Genomic DNA, 24,632 nt, shown 5'->3' on the forward strand with positions numbered 1-24,632 from the left:
GAGAAGAAATCATGAAAGTCGGTTATTTAGGTCCAGAAGCTACATTTACACATCTAGCAGTCAGTTCTTGCTTTCAAAACAGTATGACACAAGCTGCGTACCATACGATACCGGCATGCATGGATGCGGCGGTTGCAGGGGAAGTTGATCTCGCCTTTGTTCCTTTAGAGAATGCGCTGGAGGGATCGGTTAATTTAACGATAGACTACTTGATTCACGAACAGCCTTTATCGATCGTGGGGGAAATGACGCTGCCGATTCACCAGCATCTGCTCATCCACCCTTCGAGAGAAAGTGAGTGGAAACACCTTGAGAAAATCTATTCCCATTCTCACGCGATCGCGCAATGCCATAAATTTCTTCACCGGCATTTTTCGTCTGTTCCTTATGAGTATGCAAAATCAACTGGTGCGGCGGCTAAATATGTCAGTGAGCATCCTGAACTTCCGATCGGTGTCATTGCAAATGAAATGGCGGCCGCTACATACGGATTACGCATCGTCAAGCGTGACATCCAGGATTATCAGGACAACCACACAAGATTTGTCATTCTTTCACCTGAAAAAGATGTCTCATTTGAAGTGAACGCGAAGCTGTCTTCAAGACCGAAAACGACGCTGATGGTGACGCTCCCTCAGGACGACCAATCAGGCGCCCTGCACAGGGTGCTGTCTGCTTTTTCATGGAGAAACTTAAACCTGTCAAAGATTGAATCGCGCCCGACAAAAACCGGTCTGGGCAACTATTTCTTTATCATCGATATTGAACAGGCGATGGATAAGGTGCTCATTCCGGGCGCCGTTCAAGAACTGGAAGCCCTAGGCTGCCGGGTCAAGCTTCTCGGAACTTATCAATCCTACCGTCTGTAAAAAAAGCCCTCTTGCTTGAGGGCTTTTTTTAATCCTTGATTAATATTCCTGCGTCATCCAGCGCCTGGCAGGCTTGATCAATCCGCTCTTCTGTCGGTGCGCTCAAAGTATGAAGATGCACGCCACCGGTCAGCTGAGACAGGTGAGCGGCGTTTGTCGAGTTAATTTTATTCATGAACTGTTTCATTTCTTTACGGGTGCTGACCCGTATGGAAGCCGTTAAATCGCCGTATACGGGATGTTCAATGATTACGTCCTTTATGGTGACACCTTCGTCGACGATGAGTTCAAGTTCTTCTTCCGTCCGCTCCGGTCCGTGTATGCAGGCGATAATCCGTTCTGCGTCTTTTTCGCCGCCCGCGGTCCGGCTGATGTATAAGTAGCCTTGGCTGGTTGCGATGATCGGCTCATTTTTTGCTTTCAGCAGCGAAATGTCCTGCACGATGACTTGCCTCGACACGTTCGCTTTTTTTGCTAATTCCCCCCCTGTTAATGGTGAGCCGGCTTCTTTCAGCCAATGAAGCAGCGTCTCGCGTCTTTTTGCCCCCGTAAGCTTTGTTCCTTCTGTCAAATTGCTGATTCTCCTTTCCTTTGCTCCCATAGCGCCGTAAACGTATGTAATAACACATCAAGCTGGTCAAATGCGGTCTCGTTCCCGAATGAAATCCGGATAAACCGCCGCGCGTCCCGTTCGGTTTTTTTCAATGCCTTCATAGCCGAAGAAGGGCCGTGGTGCCCGGCGGAACAAGCGCTGCCCGTTGAGATGCAAATATCGTTTCGATTACATTCTAACATAACATATTGTCCTTCAAAGGAGTGAAAAAAACACCCGACAATGTGGGGCAGGCACTCGCCCTCCGTCTCCTCAGCAGAGAATGAGACGGGTAAACTGCGAAGACGGACTTGCTCAAACAAATAATGCTGCAAGCTTTCAGCATGCAGACGGTTTTTTTTCATATTCTTCACTGCATATTCCGCAGCAGCCGTAAAAGCGCCGATTCCCGGCACATTGACCGTACCGGCCCGAAAACCATTTTCATGTACTGTATAGGGATAAACCGGCTTCCAGCTGACACCGGGCCGAATATAAACGGCGCCTGCCCCCTTAGGCCCGTACACCTTATGGCTCGAAACGGAAAGGGCGTCTATTCCGGTCTCATCGGCATGAATCGGCAATTTGCCAAAGGTTTGCACGCAATCGCAATGCAGGAGAATCCCTCTTTTATGGAGAAATGCCGCCAGGTGCTGCACCGGCTGAATGAGGCCTGTTTCTGAATTGGCATGCTGAATGGAAACCAACCCTGTATCAGGCCTGATATGGGCTGCCAATATGTCCTCGGTAATAACCCCGTTTTGATCGGGATACATGATAGTGACGTCAATCCCCTGATGACACAGAAAAGCCGCGGCATTTTGAATGGAATGATGCTCCATGGCGGTCGTAATAAAATGTTTTTTTCCGGCGGGAAGGGCATTTAACAATGATTGAACCGCCAGTATGTTTGCTTCCGTTCCGCCGCCTGTAAAATAAATGCCGTCAGCCTCTCCCCCGATCAGCTCTCCTAAAGAATTTCTGCAGTATGTGAGCACATTGGCCGCTTTTCCGCCGGCGTCATGAAGGCTGCTCGCATTTCCGTATACCTCCGTGCTGAGGCGCTGAAATACTTGCAGGGCTTCTTCGCACACAGGCGCTGACGCTGCGTAGTCAAGATAAATCATGTAGTCAGTCTCCTATCCGTTCATGATAAAAAATGCTTGAGTTTATTTTATCGTTGTGTAAATATAGGTGTCAAGACAGGTGTAAACAACAGGAGGCCGATGTATGTCTGAAAAAACAATTATTGTCATTGGTTCGGGGACGGCCGCACTTTCATTTGCTTCCTCATTGCCCCCGTCATACCAAGTGACTGTCATCACGAAAAAAAAGGTTAAAAACAGCAATTCACATTATGCCCAAGGCGGAATTGCCGCTTCTTACGCAAAAGAAGACTCCATCGAGTCCCATGTAAACGATACGCTGTACGCGGGCTGCGGCCATAATGATGTGACAGCTGTTCGGGAACTGTTGAAGAGCGGGAGAAAAATCATCAATCAGCTGATGGCAAGCCAATTTCCATTTGATCTTGATTCATGCGGAGAAGTGAGCCTCGGTAAAGAAGGGGCTCATTCAATCCGAAGAATTCTGCATGCCGGAGGAGACGCCACCGGACGAATCTTGGTTGATTTTCTGCTTCAGCAGCTTAGCAGCAGAATACAAATCATTGAACAAGAAATGGCAGTAGATCTGCTGATTGAGCACGGCAGATGTGCCGGGGTTGCTGTGAGGGATGCAGAGGGCTTGGTTTCATACAGAAGAGCGGACTATGTAGTGCTCGCATCCGGCGGCTGCGGCAATCTTTATCAGCATCATACAAACGATTCTGCTATAACGGGAGACGGAATCGCGCTTGCTTACCGGGCGGGGGCGGAGATAACGGATATGGAATTCACCCAGTTTCATCCGACGCTCCTTATCAAAAACGGAGCCGCACACGGGCTTATATCTGAAGCGGTCAGAGGAGAGGGCGGTTGTTTAACGGACCTGTCAGGGCGCCGGATTATGGCCGGCAGGCACCCGCTGGAAGATTTGGCGCCAAGAGACGTTGTCTCAAGAGTCATTCACGAAGAGATGATGAGAAATAATCCGATCAGCATGGACTGCAGCCGAATTTCCGGTTTTGAAAAGCGATTTCCGACCATAACAGGCATTTGTCAAGCAGCAGGTGTCGATATCAGCGAAGGAATACCTGTAGCCCCGGGGATGCATTTTTTGATGGGCGGTGTAAAAGTCAATACATGGGGAGAAACCGCTGTGCCTGACCTATACGCAATAGGAGAAACCGCCTGCACCGGCTTGCACGGAGCGAACCGGCTTGCAAGCAATTCACTGCTGGAGGCGCTGGCGAGCGGGCAAAGAGCGGCTGAACATATCATTCGAAAGCCGGTCAATGGAAGATTTAAAAAAGCATCAGCGGAGCCGGACATGATCTGTTCAGTACCGGATATCCCGCTTCAAGAGCTCCAAGCCGGAATGACAAATACAGTCGGCATTGTCAGAGAAAAGGAACAATTGCAGGCGATGGAAAAATGGCTTTCTGAAGCATCTGTGGATCATATCAATGTGAAGAATATCACAATTGAACAAGCAGAGCTTTCTTTCTTATGGCAGGCCGCAAAACTTGTGACAGCCTCTGCACTGCTGCGGGAAGAAAGCAGGGGGGCACATTTTCGGTCTGATTTTCCGCAAACGGAGGAACAGTGGCGCGGAAAACAAATCATTCATTCGAAATCAGAAACAGTCATCAGAAAAAACGAAGGGATTTGGAAACAATGGACGTTTTGCAGCTAAAGAAAATGCTGACTCATTTTTTTCAGGAGGATATCGGATCAGGGGACGCCACATCACAAGCGATCTTTTCAGATCATCGGTGTAAGGCTGAAATGATCGCCAAAACTGACGGAGTATTTGCCGGAGCTGCAATTATCCGTGAAGGTTACGGGCTTTTAGACAGTGACATCCGCATCGATTTCATCAAAAAAGACGGAGAGCGGATGAAAAAAGGAGACATTCTTGCCTCATTAGAAGGACCTGCAGCTTCACTTCTTACCGGGGAGCGCGTCATTCTCAACCTCATTCAGAGAATGTCCGGCATCGCGACGATGACCGATGAGGCCAAAAGACGCCTGAATGATCCGGCCATTAAGCTTTGCGATACGAGAAAAACGACGCCGGGCCTGCGAATGCTTGAAAAATATGCCGTTCGAATAGGGGGAGGGCACAACCACCGGTTCGGCTTATATGACGGCATCATGATTAAAGATAACCATATCGCAGCGAGCGGTTCAATAAAGGCGGCTATGGAGCGGGCGCGGAAAACAGCGGGCCATATGCTTGCGATAGAAGTTGAGATTGAATCAGAGCAGCAGCTTCAAGAAGCGATTGAGGCCGGAGCGGATGTCATTATGTTTGATAATTGTCCGCCTGAAACTGTCCGGCAATTTGCGAAAATGACTCCGGATCATATCAAAACGGAAGCATCCGGGGGAATTACGCTTGAGACATTGCCTGCTTATAAGGGAACGGGCATTCAGTTCATTTCCTTAGGGTTTCTGACTCATTCTGTCAAAAGCGCCGACATCAGTATGGATGTTGCAGTATCAAAAACGGGGGGACTGGAAAATGTCAATCTTTGATGTCATGACGAAATCAAATGAATTCATGCCGAGCCGTTATAAAGAGCTGACCGTTCGGGAAATGGAGGATCGGGTCGCTGCAGTGAAACGGAAATTCGGGAAGCGTCTGTTCATTCCCGGCCATCACTATCAAAAGGATGAGGTCATTCAATTTGCCGATACGACGGGTGACTCCCTTCAGCTTGCCCAGGTGGCGAAAAAAAATAAAGAAGCGGAATATATTGTGTTTTGCGGCGTACATTTTATGGCTGAAACGGCAGATATGCTGACTGCAGATGACCAAACCGTTATTTTGCCTGATATGCGCGCGGGCTGTTCGATGGCAGACATGGCAGATATACAGCAGACGGATAAAGCATGGGAAGAGCTTCAGCGTTTGTACGGAGACACCATCATCCCCTTAACGTATGTCAATTCTACTGCGGAAATTAAGGCGTTTGTCGGGCGGCATGGCGGGGCGACTGTGACTTCTTCAAATGCCCGGAAAGTGCTGGAATGGGCTTTTAAGCAAAAGAAAAGAATCTTATTTTTGCCGGATCAGCATCTGGGCAGAAATACGGCTTATGATCTCGGTATCCCGTTGGAGGATATGGCTGTATGGGACCCGATACAGGAACAATTGCTCACTGAGGAACACCCGGAAAAGATAAGGGTCATTCTGTGGAAAGGCCATTGCTCTGTCCATGAAAAGTTTACCGAAGAAAATATTTCTCATTTGCGTAAGCGTGATCCGGAGATTCGCATTATCGTTCATCCTGAATGCTCGCGGGAGGTGGTCTCACTCAGCGACGACAGCGGCTCTACCAAATACATCATTGATACGATAGAACGGGCTGAACCGAACAGCAAATGGGCGATTGGAACGGAGATGAACCTTGTACAGCGCCTCATTCAGTCGCATCCGGATAAACAAATTGAATCGCTGAATCCTGATATGTGCCCGTGTCTGACGATGAACAGAATTGACCTTCCTCATTTACTGTGGTCGTTAGAGCAGCTGGAAAAAGGCGAGCCGACAGGCGTTATCAAAGTGCCGAAGGCCGTTCAAAAAGAAGCATTGCGGGCGTTAAACAGAATGCTGAAACATACGTAAATATGAAAAAATTCCCCTCCTTTCAAAATTTTTAATCATCATGCCTTGTACGTAGGCATATATTGTGAAGAAACATATTGTAATGACAAATGAACCGTTCACGTTTTGTGCATAGGAGGGGAAAACGTTGAAAATTCATATCGTTCAAAAAGGCGATTCGCTCTGGAAAATAGCTGAAAAATACGGAGTTGATTTTGAAGAGGTAAAAAAACTGAATACTCAGCTCAGCAATCCAGACTTAATCATGCCTGGAATGAAGATAAAAGTACCTTCAGAAGCCGTTCCGGTCAGAAAAGAACCTAAGGCACACTTCGGGCCTTCAGTGCAAAAGCACGAGCATCCATATGCTAAGGAAAAGCCGAAATCAGTTGTGGACATTGAAGACACAATGCCGGAAGAAGAAAAGCCGCCAGTGCCGTATGTGCCGCCAATGCCCGAAAAGCATGAAAATGTACTGCCGGAAGCTGATATGAATCAATATTATCCATCCAATCAGCTGTTTCAGCCGTGGTCGCCTCCTAAGCCGGAGGAGCCAGTGACGCATTTTGTCGAGCCGAAAGAGAATGAGTTTGACAAGAATAAATTTCCACAACAGGAGGCAATGATCAATATGGAAAACTCGAATTACCCGAATATGCCTAATATGCCGAAGGCGCCTGAAGCCGGCAAGCTGGAAGAAGAAAATATAGCTTATAACATACCGAATATGCCTAATATTCCAGCCATGCCGATGGTTGAGCCGTATATGCATTACCCGATGCCTTGCTGCCCATGTCCGGTTCCGGTCACGCCGGTGCTGCCGGGTTCAGGATTGTGCCATCCTTTTTATCCGATAAGCGGAGGCTATCCGATGCCATATTCATACGGGTTCCATCCGGGCTATGTTTCACCGGCTGGATACGGCGGATATGAAAATCAGGCTCTTGAGAATGCGGAGCACGGCCATTATGACGGCTATAAATCATCGGCTGCACCATTTTATGGAGGCACAGCGTACGCTCATATGCCATATTACGGCGGTTATCCGGGAAGCGGAGCACATCATTATGCGAATGCGCCTCATGGACATGAGGATGGAAAATATAAGGATGATGATTGCGGCTGTCATGATTCACATCATCATCACCATCATCACGGAGGACATCACCATTATGCAAATATGCCTGTGCAGGCTTATCCGAATATGGGAGCTTATATGCCTTACGGCGGAGCAGCCCCAAATGTCACGCCGAATCAGCCGAGCGCAAACCAAATGTTCGGCCGGCCGGAAGAAGAAGAGGATTAATCGTTCGGGACGATGTATGTCGTTCCTTTTTTTATGCTGGTCATAACTGACAAGCTTAAACCCTCCGTTTGCCGCACATCCTAAACATGAGCGGAAACGCTCAGATAGCGATGAATCCACGGGGGGTTTTTCCATTGGGTAAAAAATTGACGACGATAGCCGGCCTTTTGGTCGTGACAGCAAGCTTATCAGCATGCGGAGCAAACAATGCCATGAATGATGGGCGTTACAATCATAATCAGACAACCCGTCCTGTCGGGTACTATTCAAATGATAATGATATCGGCAGACGTCAGAACGGAATGGACCACCAAGGCCCAATTTCCGAAATGATGGAAAATCGAAACGGCCGTCATAATACAACGAATGTGTCCGATCGATATGCACCGAATGACGGCGTTCCGTTAACAACGGACGGAACTTATAACGGCCGTAACAACCGTAACGTTAACAACCCGGCTGCGATGTCATACAATGGCTATGACAATGCCGGAAATATCAGAACGGCAGCAAACATTGCAGACCGTGTGAAAAAAGTAAACGGCGTTCAGGATGCTCAGGTTATTGTTACCGATACCCGAGTCGTAATCGCTGTCAGAACGAACCATCCTTTTACGAAACATAATGATAAGCAAGTTAAAAAGGCAGCGCAAAAATTTGCAGACGGACGCACGATTCAAGTGTTTACCGATAATGCAACATTTACAAGGCTGCGCGACATGAATCAAAACAGCCGTTAAAAGCAAACTGCCGGATGATGTCATCCGGCAGTGTTTACATATTAAGACACCCGTTTATCAGCATACTCCTTTTCCCAAAAAACAGCGTTTTTTATGCCGAGCGCCTTAGGATCAAACACAGGGTCAAGCCCTTGTTTTTTCTGTCTTTCATAGTCTTTTAACGTAAGCAAAGCCGGTTTTGCAAGCACGACAATGGCGATGACATTCAGCCATACCATGATTCCCAGCCCGGCATCTCCCAGCGCCCAGGCGATATCTGCCGTTTTAACCGCTCCGTAAAACGTTGCGATAAGAATGATTGCTTTTAAGCCGAGCATCGCCCATTTGTTGTTTCCGCCCCGTGTTAAGTAGACGATATTGGTCTCGGCGATGTAGTAATAAGCCATAATGGTCGTAAAAGCGAAGAAGAAAAGAGCGACTGCAACAAAACCTGCACCAAATCCCGGCATAACTTGATCAATTGCCGCCTGAGTAAAACCGGGGCCTGCTTCGACTCCTTTGACATGGTTGACAATATAAGAGCCGTTCTCTGCCTGAGTATTAAACATCCCTGTAAATAAAATCATAAATGCGGTTGCCGAACAGACAAACAGCGTATCAATATAAACCGAAAAAGCCTGAACCAAACCTTGCTTGGCCGGGTGAGAAACCTCTGCGGCGGCCGCCGGGTGAGCTCCTGTTCCCTGCCCTGCTTCATTAGAATAGATTCCCCGTTTCACTCCCCAAGAAATCGCCATTCCGATGAGTCCGCCAAACGCAGAATCCAATGCAAACGCGCTTTTGAAAATCAGTGCGATAACCGCAGGCAGCTCCGTAATATTCATCAATATAATGACAAGTGACAAAAGGATATAACCCAAGGCCATGAACGGAACGATCATCTGCGCGGCCTGAGCGATCCGTTTCACTCCGCCGAAAATGATAAAACCGAGCAGCAGCACGAGGAAGCAGCCCGTAAAAATGGGACTGATGCCAAATGCGTTATTTATTCCTTCCGCGATCGAATTGGATTGAACACCCGGCATCAGGACAGCCATGGCAATGAGTGCGGCAAAGGCGAACAATACGGCAAACCATTTGATTCCGATTCCTTTTTCTATGTAATAAGCAGGACCGCCCCTGTACTGGCCGTTTTCTTTTACTTTATAAATTTGCGCGAGGGTGGACTCGACAAAGGCGCTGGCTGAACCGATAAAGGCGATGACCCACATCCAAAACACGGCGCCGGGACCGCCGAATGCTATGGCTGTTGCCACGCCGGCAATATTCCCCGTCCCTACGCGCCCTGAAAGCGCAATAGATAATGCCTGAAATGACGATACGCCGGCTTCAGAGCTTTTTCCTTGAAACATCAGAAGAACCATCTCTTTTATATGCCGGACTTGCAAAAACCGGGTCAAAATGGAAAAGATAAGGCCGACGGCTAACAAAATATAAATAACGGGCGTGCTCCATAAAATACCGTTTAAGCTTGCTGTAAACTCTGCCAATCAGATTCCCCCTTGTTTGTCGTATATTTGGATTATGGAGCGGTATGACTATTTACACAATTTTTTTGGGATATTTTCTCCCTCATTATTAAAAAACCATCTTCACCATTTCTTTACATTTCCTTAAAATGCCCTTCATATCGCCTTGATAAGATGAAAGCAAGAAGAAAGAGACGGAGGGGCCGGAATGAAAAAAACAAACCAGTATGACCAAAGCTGCGGGGCAGGGGAAGCGTATCTGACCGTCAGGGGCTATCACCTCAAGCTGACAGCCGAGCAAATGAAACTGATTGCAGGTAAGCGCAAATAGCATGGCAAGGCAGCCTTCGGACGGGAGGGCTGCTTTTTTGCGGATGCAAAGGAAAGAATGGTTAAGCCGCCGCATCTTTGGTCAAACTAGCATAAAGAGTTTGATTGAATAAAGAGGTGTTTTTGATGAAACGTCTTTTGTTTATGCTTATATTATCAGCCGCAGCCCTTTTTACAGGGGAGTCCCGCGCGTTTGGAGCGGAAGTCGAGCATTACGGGCCGCTGCGGGTGCACGTGCAGCTGGAAAGGGTCTATTTAGACGGAGATGTCGGCATTGAACATACGGATGAAACCGTTTTGGCGATGGAGGATTTTTGGGCGGCCTATGCGGGATGGACGCTTGTTGAACAGAAAAAAGGGTTTGTGCTGTTCCGCAAACAAGTAGATGATATCTCTCCGCTCAGCAAAGTCAACGGATATATCGGCATCACGGACGGGGGCGTCATTTCCACTTTTCACGGCCGTCCCGACTCTTTAGCGGAGCCGATCCAGTCCTTCTTTCAGATTGATTTAGAACGGCTGGAAAGTCATTTGCAAAAACACTTGGAAAACGGCATACCGTACAGGACAAAAGCAGAATTTGAGAGCGTCATCGATCATATTAAGACATACAGCGGATGACTTTTGTGTAAGACATGTTCCCCATGTCTTTTTTTTCTGACGTGAGAAGGGAGGCAAAGCGAACATACGTTAACTTTTCTTAAGACTTTGGCTGTTTTTATGGTACAATGAAAAGCAGTCAAAGAGGTGAATAGGTGTGATTGAATTCGTGAAGGGGACGATTGATTACGTATCTCCCCAGTACATTGTGATTGAAAACGGCGGAATCGGCTATCAGATCTTCACACCGAATCCGTTTATCTATAAGGTAAGCAATCAAGAAACCATTTTTACGTACCATCATATTAAAGAAGACGCCTTTTCCCTGTACGGTTTTTCAACGCGTGAAGAAAAAGCGCTTTTCACAAAGCTGTTAAACGTCACCGGCATCGGGCCGAAAGGGGCGCTTGCGATACTCGGTTCGGGTGATCCGGGGGCGGTCATTGAAGCGATTGAACAGGAAGATGAAGCCTTTTTGGTGAAGTTTCCCGGCGTCGGCAAAAAAACGGCCCGGCAGATCATTCTGGATTTAAAAGGGAAGCTTGCCGATGTAGTGCCTGAAATGATCGACAACTTGTTCAATCATGAAGAACGCATTGAAAAACAAGAGGCTGAGACGGCGCTCGACGAGGCGCTTGAAGCGCTCAGGGTTCTCGGTTATGCCGAGAAAGAGATTAAGAAAGTGCTTCCTCACTTAAAAGAGGAAACGGCGCTTTCCACAGATCAATATGTGAAAAAAGCATTGCAAAAACTATTAAAGTAAGGTGATGTTCATGGATGAACGGCTCGTTTCAAGTGAAGCAGACAGCCATGAATCAATAATAGAGCAAAGCCTCAGGCCGCAAAGGCTCGCGCAATACATCGGCCAGCAGAAGGTAAAAGAAAATTTGCGCGTGTTTATCGATGCGGCAAAAATGAGGCAGGAAACGCTTGATCATGTTCTTTTATACGGGCCGCCCGGGCTCGGGAAAACAACGCTTGCATCCATTGTGGCCAATGAGATGGGCGTAGAGATGCGGACCACGTCAGGGCCTGCGATTGAAAGACCCGGCGATTTAGCTGCGATTTTGACGGCGCTTGAGCCGGGTGATGTACTGTTTATAGATGAAATTCACAGACTGAACCGCTCAATCGAAGAAGTGCTGTATCCTGCGATGGAGGATTTCTGCCTCGATATCGTTATTGGAAAAGGCCCTTCCGCCAGATCCGTCCGTCTCGATCTTCCGCCTTTTACGCTGGTAGGCGCAACGACGAGGGTCGGTCTTTTAACGGCGCCGCTCAGAGATCGGTTCGGGGTGCTGTCGCGTCTTGAATATTATACGCAGGAAGAGCTGACAGATATCGTTTCGAGAACGGCAGAGGTATTTGAAGTGGATATAGAAAAAGCGCCTGCTTTAGAAATTGCCAGGCGCTCAAGGGGAACGCCGCGGGTCGCAAACCGGCTCCTCAGAAGGGTCAGAGATTTTGCCCAAGTGTTAGGCGACAGCCGCATTACAGAAGAAATTGCTCACGATGCGCTTGAGCGTCTTCAAGTTGACGCGCTCGGCCTTGACCATATTGACCACAAGCTTTTAATGGGTATGATTGAAAAATTCAACGGAGGTCCTGTAGGGCTTGACACGATTTCCGCGACAATCGGCGAAGAACCGCATACAATAGAGGACGTATACGAACCGTACCTTCTGCAAATCGGATTTCTTCAAAGAACGCCGAGAGGGCGGATCGTGACGCGGGCTGTGTATGAGCATTTTCGGTTGGAGGCGCCCCGCTATGACTGAATTTCCTAAAATTCTCATGGTTCTTGGTGCTGTTTTGCTTATTGCCGGAGCAGTCTGGCATTTTGTCGGAAGGATGCCCGGAGATATTTTCGTCAAAAAAGGAAACGTAACATTTTTCTTTCCCGTTGTTACTTGTATTATAATCAGTGTGATATTATCAATCTTACTCAATCTTTTCAGCAGAATGAAATAACAAAAGACAGAATAAAGGTGAAATGATGAAAGTCGATTTATTTGATTTTGAACTGCCTGATCACTTAATTGCCCAAGTGCCGCTGAAACAGCGTGACGCTTCACGGCTGATGGTGCTTGATAAACATACGGGAGGGCTTACGGACAGTTCATTTAAAGAGATTGTCAGCTTTTTTAAAAAAGGGGATTGTCTCGTATTGAACAATACCCGTGTTCTGCCTGCCAGATTATTCGGCACAAAAGAAGATACGGGGGCGAAAGTGGAGCTCCTTTTGTTAAAACAGGAAGAAAACGACAGATGGGAAACGCTTGTAAAGCCGGCGAAACGTGTGAAAAAAGGCACGGTTCTGACGTTTGGCGACGGCCGGCTGAAAGCGATTTGCACAGAAGAGCTTGATCACGGCGGCAGAAAAGTGGAGTTCCGTTACGACGGAATTTTCTATGAAGTGCTTGAATCGCTCGGTGAAATGCCGCTGCCGCCATATATAAAAGAGCAGCTTGACGACAAAGAACGTTACCAAACCGTTTTCTCAAAGGAAATCGGTTCTGCCGCCGCGCCGACAGCCGGGCTTCATTTTACGGAAGAAATCCTGGACGAGCTGAAGCAAAAAGGCGTACGGATAGAATTTATCACTCTTCACGTCGGGCTGGGGACATTCCGTCCGGTCAGCGCGGATGAAGTGGAAGAACACAATATGCATGCGGAATTTTATGAGATGACGGAAGAAACCGCCGCCTCTTTAAATGAGGTCAGAAAAGCGGGCGGCCGCATTGTGTCAGTCGGAACGACATCTACGCGTACGCTTGAAACCATTGCCGGCGACAATGACGGCATGTTTACCGCTTCAAGCGGCTGGACTTCCATTTTCATTTATCCCGGCTACGAGTTTAAAGCGATAGACGGCATGATCACAAATTTTCACCTGCCGAAATCGTCGCTGATTATGCTTGTTTCTGCGCTTGCCGGCAGAGATCATGTTCTTCATGCATACCGCCACGCGGTAGAAGAGGAATATCGTTTCTTCAGCTTTGGCGACGCCATGCTGATTATCTAATTTGAATGACAGGAGGCCTCATATCAAGTGGCTGAACAACCTATACGTTATGAATTTATAAAGGAATGCAAACAGACGGGAGCGCGTCTGGGCAGAGTGCATACGCCCCATGGCTCCTTTGAGACACCGGTATTTATGCCTGTAGGAACGCTTGCAACGGTGAAGACAATGTCTCCTGACGAGCTGAAATCAATGGATGCGGGTATTATTTTAAGCAACACCTACCATTTATGGCTCCGTCCCGGACATGAGATCGTCAAAGAAGCGGGCGGACTTCATCAGTTCATGAACTGGGACCGCGCTATTTTAACGGATTCCGGCGGTTTTCAGGTTTTTTCATTAAGTAAGTTCCGCAACATCGAAGAAGAAGGCGTTCATTTCCGCAATCACTTAAACGGAGATAAGCTGTTTTTATCTCCGGAGAAAGCGATGGAAATTCAAAATGCGCTCGGCTCTGATATTATGATGGCGTTTGACGAATGCCCGCCGTATCCCGCAGAGTATGATTATATGAAACGGTCTGTGGAGCGGACAAGCCGCTGGGCGGAACGCTGTCTGAAGGCTCACGGACGCTCAGATGAGCAGGGCCTCTTCGGTATCGTCCAAGGCGGAGAGTATGAAGATTTACGGACACAAAGCGCGAAAGACTTGATTTCCCTTGATTTTCCGGGCTATGCTATAGGCGGATTGTCTGTCGGCGAACCGAAGCATGTCATGAACCGGGTTCTTGAGTTTACGACGCCGCTTTTGCCGAAGGACAAGCCGAGATACCTAATGGGCGTCGGTTCGCCGGATGCCTTAATTGACGGGGCGATCCGCGGAGTCGATATGTTTGACTGCGTGCTGCCGACACGTATTGCCCGAAACGGCACGGTGTTTACTAATGAAGGCCGGCTGAATATGAAAAATGCTAAATATGAGCGGGATTTCCGTCCGATTGATGAAGAGTGCAGCTGCCATACATGCAAAAATTACTCACGCGCTTACATCAGACATTTGATCCGCTGCAATGAAACGTTTGGAATTCGATTAACAACTTACCATAACCTTCATTTTCTGTTACACTTAATGGAGCAGGTAAGACAGGCTATTCATGAGGATCGTCTGGGTGATTTCCGAGAAGAGTTCTTTGAGCGTTACGGCTATAACAAGCCAAATGCGAAAAGCTTCTAAATAAAACATACTTTTCGAAAGGAGGGACACATATGGGTACATTAGGTACAATCGTTCCTATTATCTTAATGTTTGCGGTTCTTTATTTCTTACTGATCCGTCCGCAGCAAAAGCAGCAAAAGGCTGTGCGCCAGATGCAGGAAGAGCTGAAAAAAGGAGATTCAGTGGTGACAATCGGAGGATTGCACGGCACTGTTGAATCAATTGATGAAAGCAAGGTCGTCATCAAAACAGGTGAAAACACTCGTTTAACGTTTGACCGCCGCGCGATCAGAGAAGCTTCTGCTGAGTAACAGCGAAGCTTATACATAATAAAAAAGAGCGGGGCTTCCGCTCTTTTTTTATGCTGATCTGCTTCCTTTTAAATTCACCCCGAAAATTCCGCCCAGCATACTGACTCCTAAAAATCCGAGATGAAACAGCAGCTGTCCTGAAGTAAACGTTTTTCCGAATCCTAAATACTGAAACAGCAAAATGATTAAGGAAAAACAAACCGCGGTTATCGCCCCGATCATCCAGCCTTTCTCTTTTGCTTTTCCGCCTGAAATAAATCCGCCTGCAAATAAAGAAAGAAATGAAAGGGAGGTGATCAGCCAGCTGAAAGAAGACTCTTCCAGTGATGTGACGGTCAGTAAAAGCGAAATGGCCAAACTCGTAAGAAGCATGGCTGCAAAAATAGCGACTAAGCCGTGTAAAATGCCTTTTCCCACTTGTTTTGTTTCTTCCATCCTTATCTCCTCTCCGCCCAGCGGACTGATGTTTGAAAAGCGCCATCAGCCAGGCCCGGGCTCGTCTTTTTCTAAATGTATTCTCTGAATGTTCGAATTAGACGTAAAAGCATCACGTTCGGCGCATTTCTTACATAAATCAGAGAGGTTGGCACAAGCTATGACCGTTGGAGGTGCGATATGGAAGATATTTTCATTATTACGATTCGTACGGTTGTGCTGTATTTTATCATTCTCGTGATTTTCAGGCTGATGGGTAAGCGGGAAATCGGAGAGCTGAGCATTTTGGATCTTGTCGTTTCCATTATGATTGCCGAAATTGCCGTTTTGGCGATTGAAGATGTAAAGGATCACCTCTTGCATACAATTGTGCCGATTGTCATTTTAATGATTATTCAAGTAAGTCTTGCTTATATTTCGCTCAAAAGCCAAAAAATACGGCAGCTTCTTGACGGCAAGCCGACGATTATCATTAAGCAGGGAAAAATTGACGAACGGGCGATGAGATCGCAGCGCTACAACTTTGACGATTTACTCATGCAGCTGAGAGAAAATAATATCGAAAGAATATCCGACGTGTCATACGCCGTTTTGGAATCGTCAGGAAAACTTTCTATCGTCAAAAAGAAAAACAATAAGCATAAACAGCTCGAAACACCGCTTATTGTCGACGGGATTATTCAAAACGAGCATTTAGACAGAATCGGAAAAGATAAACAATGGCTCGAAAAAAATTTGGCGAAAAGAGGATGCAGCGATCCTTCTGAGATTGCATTCTGCACGTTTACAGACGGTGTTTTTTTTATTGACATAAAGGACGAAAAAGGGGAGTCTTAAACCGGGTTCAGCGCGTCACAAGCCGGCCGATGACAGGAATCCGGCCCAGCTCCTCCCTTTTAATCAGACGGAATAAAAGCAGCAGCACGATATATAAAAGAACGGTCATGGCGATCCAGCCTGCTAGATTAACCGCTTCAGACCCTGAAAAGCGGACAGCTTGCTTTAAGAAACTGCTCACATACCCGCATATAAAAATCACGGCAAAGCACAGCGCATATTCTTTAATTTTAATGCTGATCGGCAGCACTTTGCTCACGGTGGCAGCATGCAAAAGGGTGACAAGCACCATCCCTGTTACAATCGCTAGCGCCGCGCCCATAATGCCGAGCGAAGGCCTGGTAGCCAGGACAAAAATAAGTGCGGTTTTGACAACGGCGCCGATAAAACTGTTCATCATGGCGGCTCCTGCTAAATTGAGCGCCTGCAGCACAGCTTGAAGGGGCCCCTGAAAATAATAAAGCAGAAAAAACGGCGCCATGACTTTAATAAACACCGCCGCACCTGTTGATCCATACATGACGGACATCAGCTCATCGGCAAAGGAGAACAAAATGACTACTGAAATTCCCCCGCTTAAAAGACAGAGCCGCATCGCCTGTTCCAGCCGATATTCGACAACCTGCAACTTTTTTTGCTCCATCCCTTCACTGATCGCAGGAACTAACGCAGTTGACAGAGAATAGGTAATAAAGCTGGGCAAGGTTAAAAGTGTCATGGCAAATCCGGTCAGCTCCCCATACTGACTGGTTGCCGCAGCGGTGGCCACCCCTGCAATCGCCAAGCTCTGCGCAACGACAATCGGTTCGAAAAACCATGACAAGTTTCCGATAAAACGGCTTCCGGTCGTCGGCAGCGATACGCTCATAAGCTGCATAAAGGTTTCTTTTCCGTTTGCAATGGACTGGAAAAAATGTTTCCTGATTTTGATTGTCTTTTTATACTTGAAACAAATGAATAGATATATAAGAGAGGCAAGCTCTCCGATGACAGAAGAAATCATGGCTCCGGCTGCGGCATATTCAATTCCGTACGGCAGGAAAATGGCGGTGCAGACTGCAACGAGAGAAATGCGCACGACTTGCTCAAGCACTTGAGAAAGCGCCAGCGGATTCATGTTCTGCCTTCCTTGAAAATAACCCCGCAGCACACTGGAGATGGCGATAATCGGCACGACCGGTGTAATCGCCAGCAGCGGGTATACCGTCCGTTTATCTGTCAGCATCGTTTCTGCCATAACGGGTGCAAAACATAAAAACAGCGGCGTGAAAATGAGGCTCAATATCCCGGTGATGGTAAGAGACATGACTAAAATATTTTTGGTTTTCTGCTGGTCTCCCCGGGCGCTGGCTTCAGCGACAAGTTTGCTGATGGCGACCGGGAGGCCGAATTGGGTCAAAGTGGTGGCCAAGAAAAAGGTGGGAGCAGCCATCATGTACAGGCCGACCCCTTCTTCACCGATAAACCGGGCGATAACCACCCGGTTGACAAAGCCGAGCATTCTTGTAATCATCCCAGCTGCGATGAGAATAAGAGTGCCCCTTAAAAAAGTCTGTTTTGCCATTTTCAAACCCCTGCCTTCTCAAACTACCTGGAATCATATACAATAAAGATATGCGCCAATGTCGTCCAAGCATGACAAGTCTTCATGAAAAATGAAAAAAGGAGCGTGCGTTCAGTGGATAAACATCCCGCCGAAATGTATAAAGATCATTTACGGCCTTTTTTGTACAGTAAGCTTGAAGAGTTCAAAATCCTCGGCTACGATGATGTTGAGCACGAAAGTTTATGGTCATACTTAATACATAAAAAATGGAAAAAGAATGCTGAGCTGCCGCTGTATGAATTGGCCGGCGGTATTTTATCAGTGAAAATTGGCGATTTTATGAACTATGCAACCGTAGAAGCATTTAAGACGTCTAATTGGCTGGAAAGCGAAGAGGGCCAGGAAGCTTTGGACGAATTACTGAGATAGTGATTTGATGGCATAGGTTTAAGGAGGAAATACATAATGAAAAAAGGACGCTTGATTGCGTTTTTCCTGATTGTATTAGTAATCGGCACGGGATTGGGGTATTTTACAAAACCGGCTGCAAACAATATTACATTAGGATTGGATTTGCGCGGCGGGTTTGAAGTTCTGTACGATGTGCAGCCCGTCAAAAAAGGCGATAAAATAACAAAAGATGTGCTCGTCAGCACGGTGGAGGCATTAAACCGCCGGGCCAACGTTCTCGGCGTCAGTGAGCCGAACATTCAAATCGAAGGGAATAACCGCATACGCGTTCAGCTTGCGGGTGTGACCAACCAGAACAGGGCGCGCGAAATCCTGTCAACGGAAGCGCAGCTCTCTTTCAGGGATACAAACGATAAGGAGCTTCTGAACGGTTCAGACCTTGTGGAAAACGGCGCGAAACAAACATTCAATCCTACGACGAACGAGCCGATCGTCAGCGTTAAGCTGAAGGATGCGGACAAGTTCGGAGAAGTGACGAAAAAAGTCATGAAAATGGCGCCTAATAACCAACTTGTCATCTGGCTGGATTACAATAAAGGCGATTCATTTAAAAAAGAAGTCGGCAAAAAGCATCCGAAATATGTATCCGCTCCGAATGTGAGCCAGGAATTAAATACAAAGGATGTTACGATTGAAGGCCAATTCACCGTTCAAAAAGCAAAGGACTTGGCGAATATTTTAAATGCCGGCGCGCTGCCGGTTAAACTGACTGAAAAATATTCAACGTCAGTAGGTGCGCAATTCGGACAGCAGGCATTACATGACACAGTAGAAGCAGGAATCATCGGAATTGCACTCGTTTTCTTATTTATGCTGTTTTTCTACCGGCTGCCCGGACTCATTGCGGTCATTACCCTTTCTGTATATGTGTATATCACGCTCCAAGTCTTTGACTGGATGCAGGCTGTGCTGACGCTGCCTGGTATCGCGGCGCTTATTTTAGGTGTCGGGATGGCGGTTGACGCCAACATCATTACTTATGAACGGATTAAAGAAGAGCTGAAACTCGGCAAATCCGTCCGATCGGCTTTCCGTTCCGGGAACAGACGGTCATTTGCCACGATTTTTGATGCGAATATCACAACAATCATCGCAGCGGTCGTGCTCTTCATATTCGGGACAAGCTCTGTAAAAGGGTTTGCCACGATGCTGATCCTGTCGATTTTGACAAGCTTCATTACGGCTGTCTTCCTTTCAAGATTTCTGCTGTCCCTTCTCGTGGAAAGCAGATGGCTCGACCGGAAAAAAGGCTGGTTCGGCGTTAATAAAAAACACATTATGGACATTCAAAAAACGGACGAAAACACAGAACCGCATACGGCGTTCCAAAAATGGGACTTCACGAGCAAACGAAAATACTTCTTTATTTTCTCAAGTGCCGTTACTGTTGCGGGAATAATCGTCTTACTGATCTTTAAGCTCAATCTGGGAATCGATTTTGCAAGCGGCGCACGGATTGATGTACAAAGCAATCATTCCTTAACGGCGCAGCAGGTTGAACATGATTTTGACTCCCTTGGCATGAAACCGGAAAACGTAGTGCTGTCGGGGAAAGAGAATCATGTCGCCGCGGCCCGGTTTGTCGGTGAGCCTTCAAAAGAAAAAATTGCTGAAATCAAAACGTACTTCAAAGATAAATACGGGTCGGAACCGAATGTCAGCACGGTATCGCCGACGGTAGGAAAAGAATTGGCCCGCAACGCCTTATACGCGGTGGCAATTGCATCTATCGGCATCATTATTTACGTGTCGTTCCGATTTGAGTACAGAATGGCTATCGCGGCAATCGTATCACTGCTGTATGACGCTTTCTTTATTGTTGCGTTTTTCAGCGTCACAAGGCTTGAAGTTGATGTTACCTTTATTGCCGCGGTTCTCACCATTATCGGTTACTCGATAAATGATACGATTGTTACATTTGACAGGGTTCGCGAGCATATGAAAAAGCGCAAGCCGAAATCATTTGCCGAATTGAAACACATCGTGAATTTGAGCTTGCAGCAAACCTTTACCCGTTCGATCAATACGGTCTTGACCGTTGTGATTGTTGTCGTGGTACTGCTCATTTTAGGCTCATCGTCCATTACAAACTTCTCTATCGCATTATTAATCGGTTTGTTAACGGGCGTTTACTCCTCTCTTTACATTGCCGCACAGCTTTGGCTTGTATGGAAAGGAAAAGAGTTTGCGAAGAAAAAATCAATCGAAGAATAACGGCAAGCAGGCTGTCTTTAGAAGGCAGCCTGTTTTTACGTTCATTGAACTTGAAACCGGCATTTGCTATAATGACATACGCTTACATAGTCAATCACTATTGTAAAAACATGTAGGAGGGTTCTTATGAAGGTTCGTGAGTCGGAGCTTCCGGGCATCGGTCAGAAGGTCGAAATCATTACGAAAAATCAAGATAAAATCAGTATTATACTTCATAATGACGGCAGAAGAGAGCTCTATTACTTCGATGAGAACGATCATGAGGAATGTACGGCCTCTATTGAATTTAATGACGAAGAGGCAAGGCAGATTTCTGCGATATTAGGCGGAATGACGTATAAACCGAAAGCGCTGGAATCTGTGGAAGTTGCGCTCGATGATCTGATTATTGAATGGTTTAAAACGGAGCCTCAAGCGCCGGCTGTCCGCCGCACCATCGGAGAATTGGATATAAAGAAGCATTACAATGTCCAAATCATTGCCATCGTGAAGAAAAATCAGCAAAAGCAGCTGAGCCCCGGCTTTGATACATTGATTGAAGAGGGAGATACTTTGGTGATATCCGGTGAAAGAAGCGGATTGAAAAAGCTGATTCGCGAACAGTTTACTGCTCAGGAAAACTGACGTCTTATTGCAGGTTTACCAGCAGGAAGATAAGGGAACAACATGTAGAAATCAACAGTCTGGAGGCTGACGTATGAATAAACAATGGACAATTATATTTGCTCTGATATTTACCTTAATCGTCGCCATTTTTGCCGTCATTAACGTAAGGGCGGTAGAGGTTGATTATCTGTTCGGAACTTCTGAATGGCCGCTTATTTTAGTCATTTTAGGCTCCGTTTTAATGGGGGCGCTCATCGTCTTTTCCGTCGGGATTTTTCAAATTATGAAACTGAAACGTGAAATTAAAATGCTGCGGAAAGAAAACCAATCCGCTCCGGAATTGACGGCTGAAACAAACGAAAAAAAACCTGCGGCGCAGCCGGAAGAAATGCTGAAAGAGAAAAAAGGATTAGAATAACATTTGAAACCCCTCAGTCCGCTCTAGTATAATAGGGTGGTTGAGGGGTGAATTTATGTTAGCGTCAAAAATGCGCTGGGAGATCCAGCAGCCAGATCAGGATAAGGTCAAATCACTCACAGAACAATTGGACATAACACCTCTTGTGGCGTCTCTGCTTGTGAAGAGAGGTTTTGACACTGCAGAAAGCGCAAGGCTGTTTTTACATACAAAGGATGCAGACTTTTATGATCCGTTTGAATTGAAAGGAATGCAGGAAGCGGTTGATCGGATTAAGCTGGCGGTTTCACGCGGTGAGCCGATTATGATTTATGGAGATTACGATGCCGATGGGGTCACAAGCACATCAGTGATGCTGAAAACGCTCCGTCAGCTTTCGGCCAATGTTGATTTCTATATTCCGGATCGTTTTACAGAAGGTTACGGGCCGAATGAACATGCCTTCCGCTCCATAAAAGAGCGGGGATTTTCGCTTATTATCACGGTTGATACGGGCATTGCCGCCGTTCACGAAGCGGAGGTCGCGAAAGAGCTGGGCTTAGACGTCATTATCACCGACCACCATGAGCCGGGCCCGGCGCTTCCTGACGTTTATGCGATTGTCCACCCGAAGCAGCCCGGATGCAGCTACCCGTTTAAAGAATTGGCGGGCGTCGGTGTGGCGTTTAAGCTTGCCCATGCACTCACGGGCTCTTTGCCGGAAGCTCTCCTTGATTTAGCAGCTATCGGCACGATCGCAGATCTGGTGCCGCTTCATGATGAAAACAGATTAATCGCTTCGCTCGGAATAGAAAGGCTTCGGACAACAAACCGTCCGGGCTTGCAGGCTTTAATTAAGCTGTCCGGCGGAGATATCGGACAAGCAGATGAGGAAACGATCGGTTTTCAGGTCGCGCCGAGGCTTAATGCCGTCGGAAGACTTGAACAGGCAGATCCCGCCGTTCATCTGCTGATGACTGAAGACCCTTTTGAGGCGGAGGAACTGGCGGCAAATATCGACCAGCTGAATAAAGAGCGGCAGAAGATGGTGAAAACCATGACGGAAGAGGCCGTTGAAATGGTTCAGCAGCAAAGCGGGAGCCTGTCGGCGATTGTTGTGGCAAAAGCCGGCTGGAATCCGGGGGTTGTCGGTATCGTCGCTTCCAAGCTTGCAGAGCGTTTTTACAGGCCTGCGGTTGTTCTGGGCATTGATGAAGAACAAGGGATTGCAAAAGGCTCTGCGCGGAGCATCAGGGGCTTTAATCTTTTTTCAAGCCTTTCAAACTGCAGAGATATTCTTCCCCATTTCGGCGGACATCCGATGGCTGCAGGGATGACGCTGAAGGCCGAAGATGTGCCTGATTTAAGGGACAGGCTTAATCAAATGGCTGAAGAAACGCTTACGGAAGAGGATTTTATCCCCGTTCAAGATGTTGATCTTGTTTGCGGTGTTGAAGACATTACCGTCGAGAGCATAACCGAAATGAATATGCTGTCGCCGTTTGGAATGCTAAACCCGAAACCGCATGTGATGGTGGAAAATGCGGTGCTGGAAGATGTCCGTCTGATCGGAGCGAATAAAAACCACGTAAAAATGACGGTAAAAAATGATTCCGCCATGCTTGATTGCGTCGGCTTTAACAAAGGCGAGCTTGAAGCGGGGCTTGTGCCCGGATCAAATATTTCCATCGTCGGTGAAATGTCCATTAATGAATGGAACAACAGAAAGAAACCACAGCTTATGATTAAAGATGCTGCGGTTTTGGAATGGCAGCTTTTTGATGTTAGAGGCAAGCGGACATGGGAAGAAACGGTCACTGCGCTTCCGAAGGAAAAAAGAGTGCTGATCAGTTTTAACGGGAAAACGAATCAGCAGCTCCGGACAGAAGAGCTGCGCGGTGAGCTGTATGAAATCAAATCGGAGGCTGAGGCAAAAGCGCTTCAGCTTGACGGAAAATATGCCGTTTTTCTGGATGTGCCGCCATCAGCGGACTGGCTGAAAAGCTTGCTTAACGGAAAGAAACCGGAACGGATTTATTTTATTTTTATCAATCATGAAGAACATTTCCTGTCTTCATTTCCGTCGCGAAATGATTTCAAGTGGTTTTATGCGTTTCTCTTGAAAAGAGGCACTTTTGACTTGCAGAAGCATGTTTCAGATCTTGCAAGACACAGAGGTTGGTCAATTGACACAATCAATTTCATGACAAAGGTGTTTTTTGATCTAGGTTTTGTTAAAATAGAAGATGGTGTGCTGTCTGTAGTGAGCGGCGCGAAAAAACGCGATCTGGAAGACTCGCAAACCTACCAGGTAAAACAGCAGCTGATGGAATTAGACCAGAAGCTGAATTATTCCGCGGCCAAAGAGCTGAAGGAATGGCTGAATAAGCTGATGAATCAAGATTCAGAGGCTTATGAAAGTACGAGGAGGACATAGAACAGATGGATCTTAAAAAATACGTAACAATTGTGCCCGATTATCCGAAAGAGGGCGTGCAATTTAAAGATATTACGACATTGATGGACAAAGGCGACGTCTATCGATATGCGACTGACCAAATTGTTGAATATGCAAAAGAAAAAGAAATTGATATAGTTGTCGGACCGGAAGCACGGGGCTTTATTATCGGCTGTCCTGTCGCATATGCGCTCGGAGTCGGCTTTGCGCCTGTCCGTAAAGAAGGAAAACTTCCGCGTGAAGTCATTAAAGTCGATTACGGCTTGGAGTACGGAAAAGACGTGCTGACCATTCATAAAGACGCCATTTTGCCCGGCCAGCGCGTGCTGATTACCGATGACTTATTAGCAACAGGCGGCACAATCGAGGCGACGATTAAGCTTGTTGAAGAGCTTGGCGGCGTCGTTGCGGGAATCGCGTTTTTAATTGAGCTTTCTTATCTTGACGGCAGAGACAAGCTTGACGATTACGATATTTTAACGTTAATGAAATATTAACCGCATAATGGAAAAAAGCACTCATGACCGGGTGCTTTTTTCCTATTATTTCATCATCCTG

General features: G+C 46.9%; 26 protein-coding genes. 21 read left to right on the forward strand and 5 right to left on the reverse strand.

Features of this window, described 5'->3' with window-relative positions:
- Positions 1-11: 11 nt before the first annotated feature.
- Positions 12-869: a prephenate dehydratase gene (gene pheA, locus KY305_RS08515; protein ID WP_223062172.1), complete on the forward strand. Its 858-nt coding sequence runs from the start codon at positions 12-14 to the stop codon at positions 867-869.
- A 28-nt stretch (positions 870-897) separates the two neighbouring features.
- Here the strand turns inward: pheA and KY305_RS08520 are convergent, their stop codons facing one another.
- Both KY305_RS08520 and KY305_RS08525 read right to left on the reverse strand, forming a co-directional pair.
- Positions 898-1,440 (reverse strand): transcription repressor NadR, encoded by a 543-nt coding sequence (locus tag KY305_RS08520; RefSeq protein WP_214798123.1) that lies wholly within the window; start codon positions 1,438-1,440, stop codon positions 898-900.
- Entirely contained in the window at positions 1,437-2,588 is a 1,152-nt protein-coding gene (locus tag KY305_RS08525; RefSeq protein WP_223062173.1) for an IscS subfamily cysteine desulfurase, read from the reverse strand. The genes KY305_RS08520 and KY305_RS08525 overlap by 4 nt, the downstream gene beginning before the upstream one ends.
- Before the next feature lie 103 nt (positions 2,589-2,691).
- On the opposite strand from KY305_RS08525, the gene nadB reads away from it, so the two are divergent.
- The 5 genes from nadB to KY305_RS08550 all read left to right on the forward strand — a co-directional run bounded on the left by nadB (position 2,692) and on the right by KY305_RS08550 (position 8,220).
- A complete protein-coding gene (nadB, locus tag KY305_RS08530) occupies positions 2,692-4,257 on the forward strand; it encodes an L-aspartate oxidase (protein ID WP_223062174.1) in 1,566 nt (521 codons plus the stop codon).
- Positions 4,239-5,102, forward strand: coding sequence for a carboxylating nicotinate-nucleotide diphosphorylase (gene nadC / locus KY305_RS08535; RefSeq protein WP_223062175.1), 864 nt, complete (start codon positions 4,239-4,241; stop codon positions 5,100-5,102). The genes nadB and nadC overlap by 19 nt, the downstream gene beginning before the upstream one ends.
- Positions 5,089-6,195 carry a quinolinate synthase NadA gene (gene nadA / locus KY305_RS08540; protein WP_223062176.1) on the forward strand — a complete coding sequence of 369 codons (1,107 nt, stop codon included), beginning with the start codon at positions 5,089-5,091 and terminating at the stop codon, positions 6,193-6,195. The genes nadC and nadA overlap by 14 nt, the downstream gene beginning before the upstream one ends.
- 127 nt (positions 6,196-6,322) lie before the next feature.
- Complete coding sequence (gene safA, locus KY305_RS08545; RefSeq protein WP_223062177.1) at positions 6,323-7,480, forward strand: spore coat assembly protein SafA; 1,158 nt, start codon at positions 6,323-6,325, stop codon at positions 7,478-7,480.
- Between the two features lie 134 nt (positions 7,481-7,614).
- Positions 7,615-8,220 (forward strand): YhcN/YlaJ family sporulation lipoprotein, encoded by a 606-nt coding sequence (locus KY305_RS08550; protein ID WP_223062178.1) that lies wholly within the window; start codon positions 7,615-7,617, stop codon positions 8,218-8,220.
- Between the two features lie 41 nt (positions 8,221-8,261).
- Here KY305_RS08550 and KY305_RS08555 read toward each other — a convergent pair whose 3' ends face one another.
- The gene (locus KY305_RS08555; RefSeq protein WP_223062179.1) at positions 8,262-9,710 is read right to left on the reverse strand and encodes an alanine/glycine:cation symporter family protein; all 1,449 of its coding nucleotides are present in this window, start codon (positions 9,708-9,710) and stop codon (positions 8,262-8,264) included.
- A gap of 187 nt (positions 9,711-9,897) precedes the next feature.
- Between KY305_RS08555 and KY305_RS19950 the strand changes: the two genes are divergently transcribed.
- The 8 genes from KY305_RS19950 to yajC all read left to right on the forward strand — a co-directional run bounded on the left by KY305_RS19950 (position 9,898) and on the right by yajC (position 15,110).
- Positions 9,898-10,020 (forward strand): hypothetical protein, encoded by a 123-nt coding sequence (locus tag KY305_RS19950; protein ID WP_262417658.1) that lies wholly within the window; start codon positions 9,898-9,900, stop codon positions 10,018-10,020.
- A gap of 125 nt (positions 10,021-10,145) precedes the next feature.
- Entirely contained in the window at positions 10,146-10,640 is a 495-nt protein-coding gene (locus KY305_RS08560; protein WP_223062180.1) for an intercompartmental signaling factor BofC, read from the forward strand.
- 136 nt (positions 10,641-10,776) lie between these two features.
- Entirely contained in the window at positions 10,777-11,382 is a 606-nt protein-coding gene (gene ruvA, locus KY305_RS08565) for a Holliday junction branch migration protein RuvA (RefSeq protein WP_214798136.1), read from the forward strand.
- 10 nt (positions 11,383-11,392) lie between these two features.
- The gene (gene ruvB, locus KY305_RS08570) at positions 11,393-12,397 is read left to right on the forward strand and encodes a Holliday junction branch migration DNA helicase RuvB (protein WP_223062181.1); all 1,005 of its coding nucleotides are present in this window, start codon (positions 11,393-11,395) and stop codon (positions 12,395-12,397) included.
- Complete coding sequence (locus KY305_RS08575) at positions 12,390-12,590, forward strand: DUF2905 domain-containing protein (protein WP_223062182.1); 201 nt, start codon at positions 12,390-12,392, stop codon at positions 12,588-12,590. The genes ruvB and KY305_RS08575 overlap by 8 nt, the downstream gene beginning before the upstream one ends.
- A 25-nt stretch (positions 12,591-12,615) precedes the next feature.
- Positions 12,616-13,644 (forward strand): tRNA preQ1(34) S-adenosylmethionine ribosyltransferase-isomerase QueA, encoded by a 1,029-nt coding sequence (gene queA / locus KY305_RS08580; protein WP_223062353.1) that lies wholly within the window; start codon positions 12,616-12,618, stop codon positions 13,642-13,644.
- A gap of 27 nt (positions 13,645-13,671) precedes the next feature.
- Positions 13,672-14,817 (forward strand): tRNA guanosine(34) transglycosylase Tgt, encoded by a 1,146-nt coding sequence (gene tgt, locus KY305_RS08585; protein WP_223062183.1) that lies wholly within the window; start codon positions 13,672-13,674, stop codon positions 14,815-14,817.
- A 32-nt stretch (positions 14,818-14,849) separates the two neighbouring features.
- Positions 14,850-15,110, forward strand: coding sequence for a preprotein translocase subunit YajC (gene yajC / locus KY305_RS08590; RefSeq protein ID WP_214798146.1), 261 nt, complete (start codon positions 14,850-14,852; stop codon positions 15,108-15,110).
- Positions 15,111-15,158: 48 nt separating this feature from the next.
- Here the strand turns inward: yajC and KY305_RS08595 are convergent, their stop codons facing one another.
- Positions 15,159-15,545, reverse strand: a complete 387-nt coding sequence (locus KY305_RS08595; RefSeq protein WP_223062184.1) for a TIGR04086 family membrane protein — start codon at positions 15,543-15,545, stop codon at positions 15,159-15,161.
- 180 nt (positions 15,546-15,725) lie between these two features.
- Between KY305_RS08595 and KY305_RS08600 the strand changes: the two genes are divergently transcribed.
- Positions 15,726-16,382 carry a DUF421 domain-containing protein gene (locus tag KY305_RS08600; RefSeq protein WP_223062185.1) on the forward strand — a complete coding sequence of 219 codons (657 nt, stop codon included), beginning with the start codon at positions 15,726-15,728 and terminating at the stop codon, positions 16,380-16,382.
- 7 nt (positions 16,383-16,389) lie between these two features.
- On the opposite strand, the gene spoVB is transcribed toward KY305_RS08600, so the two are convergent.
- A complete protein-coding gene (gene spoVB / locus KY305_RS08605; RefSeq protein WP_223062186.1) occupies positions 16,390-17,946 on the reverse strand; it encodes a stage V sporulation protein B in 1,557 nt (518 codons plus the stop codon).
- A gap of 114 nt (positions 17,947-18,060) precedes the next feature.
- On the opposite strand from spoVB, the gene KY305_RS08610 reads away from it, so the two are divergent.
- From KY305_RS08610 to KY305_RS08635, 6 genes are all read left to right on the forward strand, one after another.
- On the forward strand, positions 18,061-18,357 hold the full coding sequence (locus tag KY305_RS08610) for a post-transcriptional regulator (RefSeq protein WP_214798155.1): 297 nt from the start codon (positions 18,061-18,063) through the stop codon (positions 18,355-18,357).
- A gap of 36 nt (positions 18,358-18,393) precedes the next feature.
- On the forward strand, positions 18,394-20,613 hold the full coding sequence (secDF, locus tag KY305_RS08615) for a protein translocase subunit SecDF (RefSeq protein ID WP_223062187.1): 2,220 nt from the start codon (positions 18,394-18,396) through the stop codon (positions 20,611-20,613).
- Positions 20,614-20,739: 126 nt separating this feature from the next.
- Positions 20,740-21,237: a cation:proton antiporter regulatory subunit gene (locus KY305_RS08620; RefSeq protein ID WP_223062188.1), complete on the forward strand. Its 498-nt coding sequence runs from the start codon at positions 20,740-20,742 to the stop codon at positions 21,235-21,237.
- A 73-nt stretch (positions 21,238-21,310) separates the two neighbouring features.
- Positions 21,311-21,637, forward strand: a complete 327-nt coding sequence (locus tag KY305_RS08625; RefSeq protein WP_223062189.1) for a LapA family protein — start codon at positions 21,311-21,313, stop codon at positions 21,635-21,637.
- A 55-nt stretch (positions 21,638-21,692) separates the two neighbouring features.
- On the forward strand, positions 21,693-24,053 hold the full coding sequence (gene recJ, locus KY305_RS08630) for a single-stranded-DNA-specific exonuclease RecJ (protein ID WP_223062190.1): 2,361 nt from the start codon (positions 21,693-21,695) through the stop codon (positions 24,051-24,053).
- Between the two features lie 5 nt (positions 24,054-24,058).
- Positions 24,059-24,571, forward strand: coding sequence for an adenine phosphoribosyltransferase (locus tag KY305_RS08635; protein ID WP_223062191.1), 513 nt, complete (start codon positions 24,059-24,061; stop codon positions 24,569-24,571).
- Positions 24,572-24,632: the final 61 nt, after the last annotated feature.

It is taken from the genome of Bacillus sp. YC2 (assembly GCF_019891195.1).
GTDB lineage: Bacteria > Bacillota > Bacilli > Bacillales > Bacillaceae > Bacillus.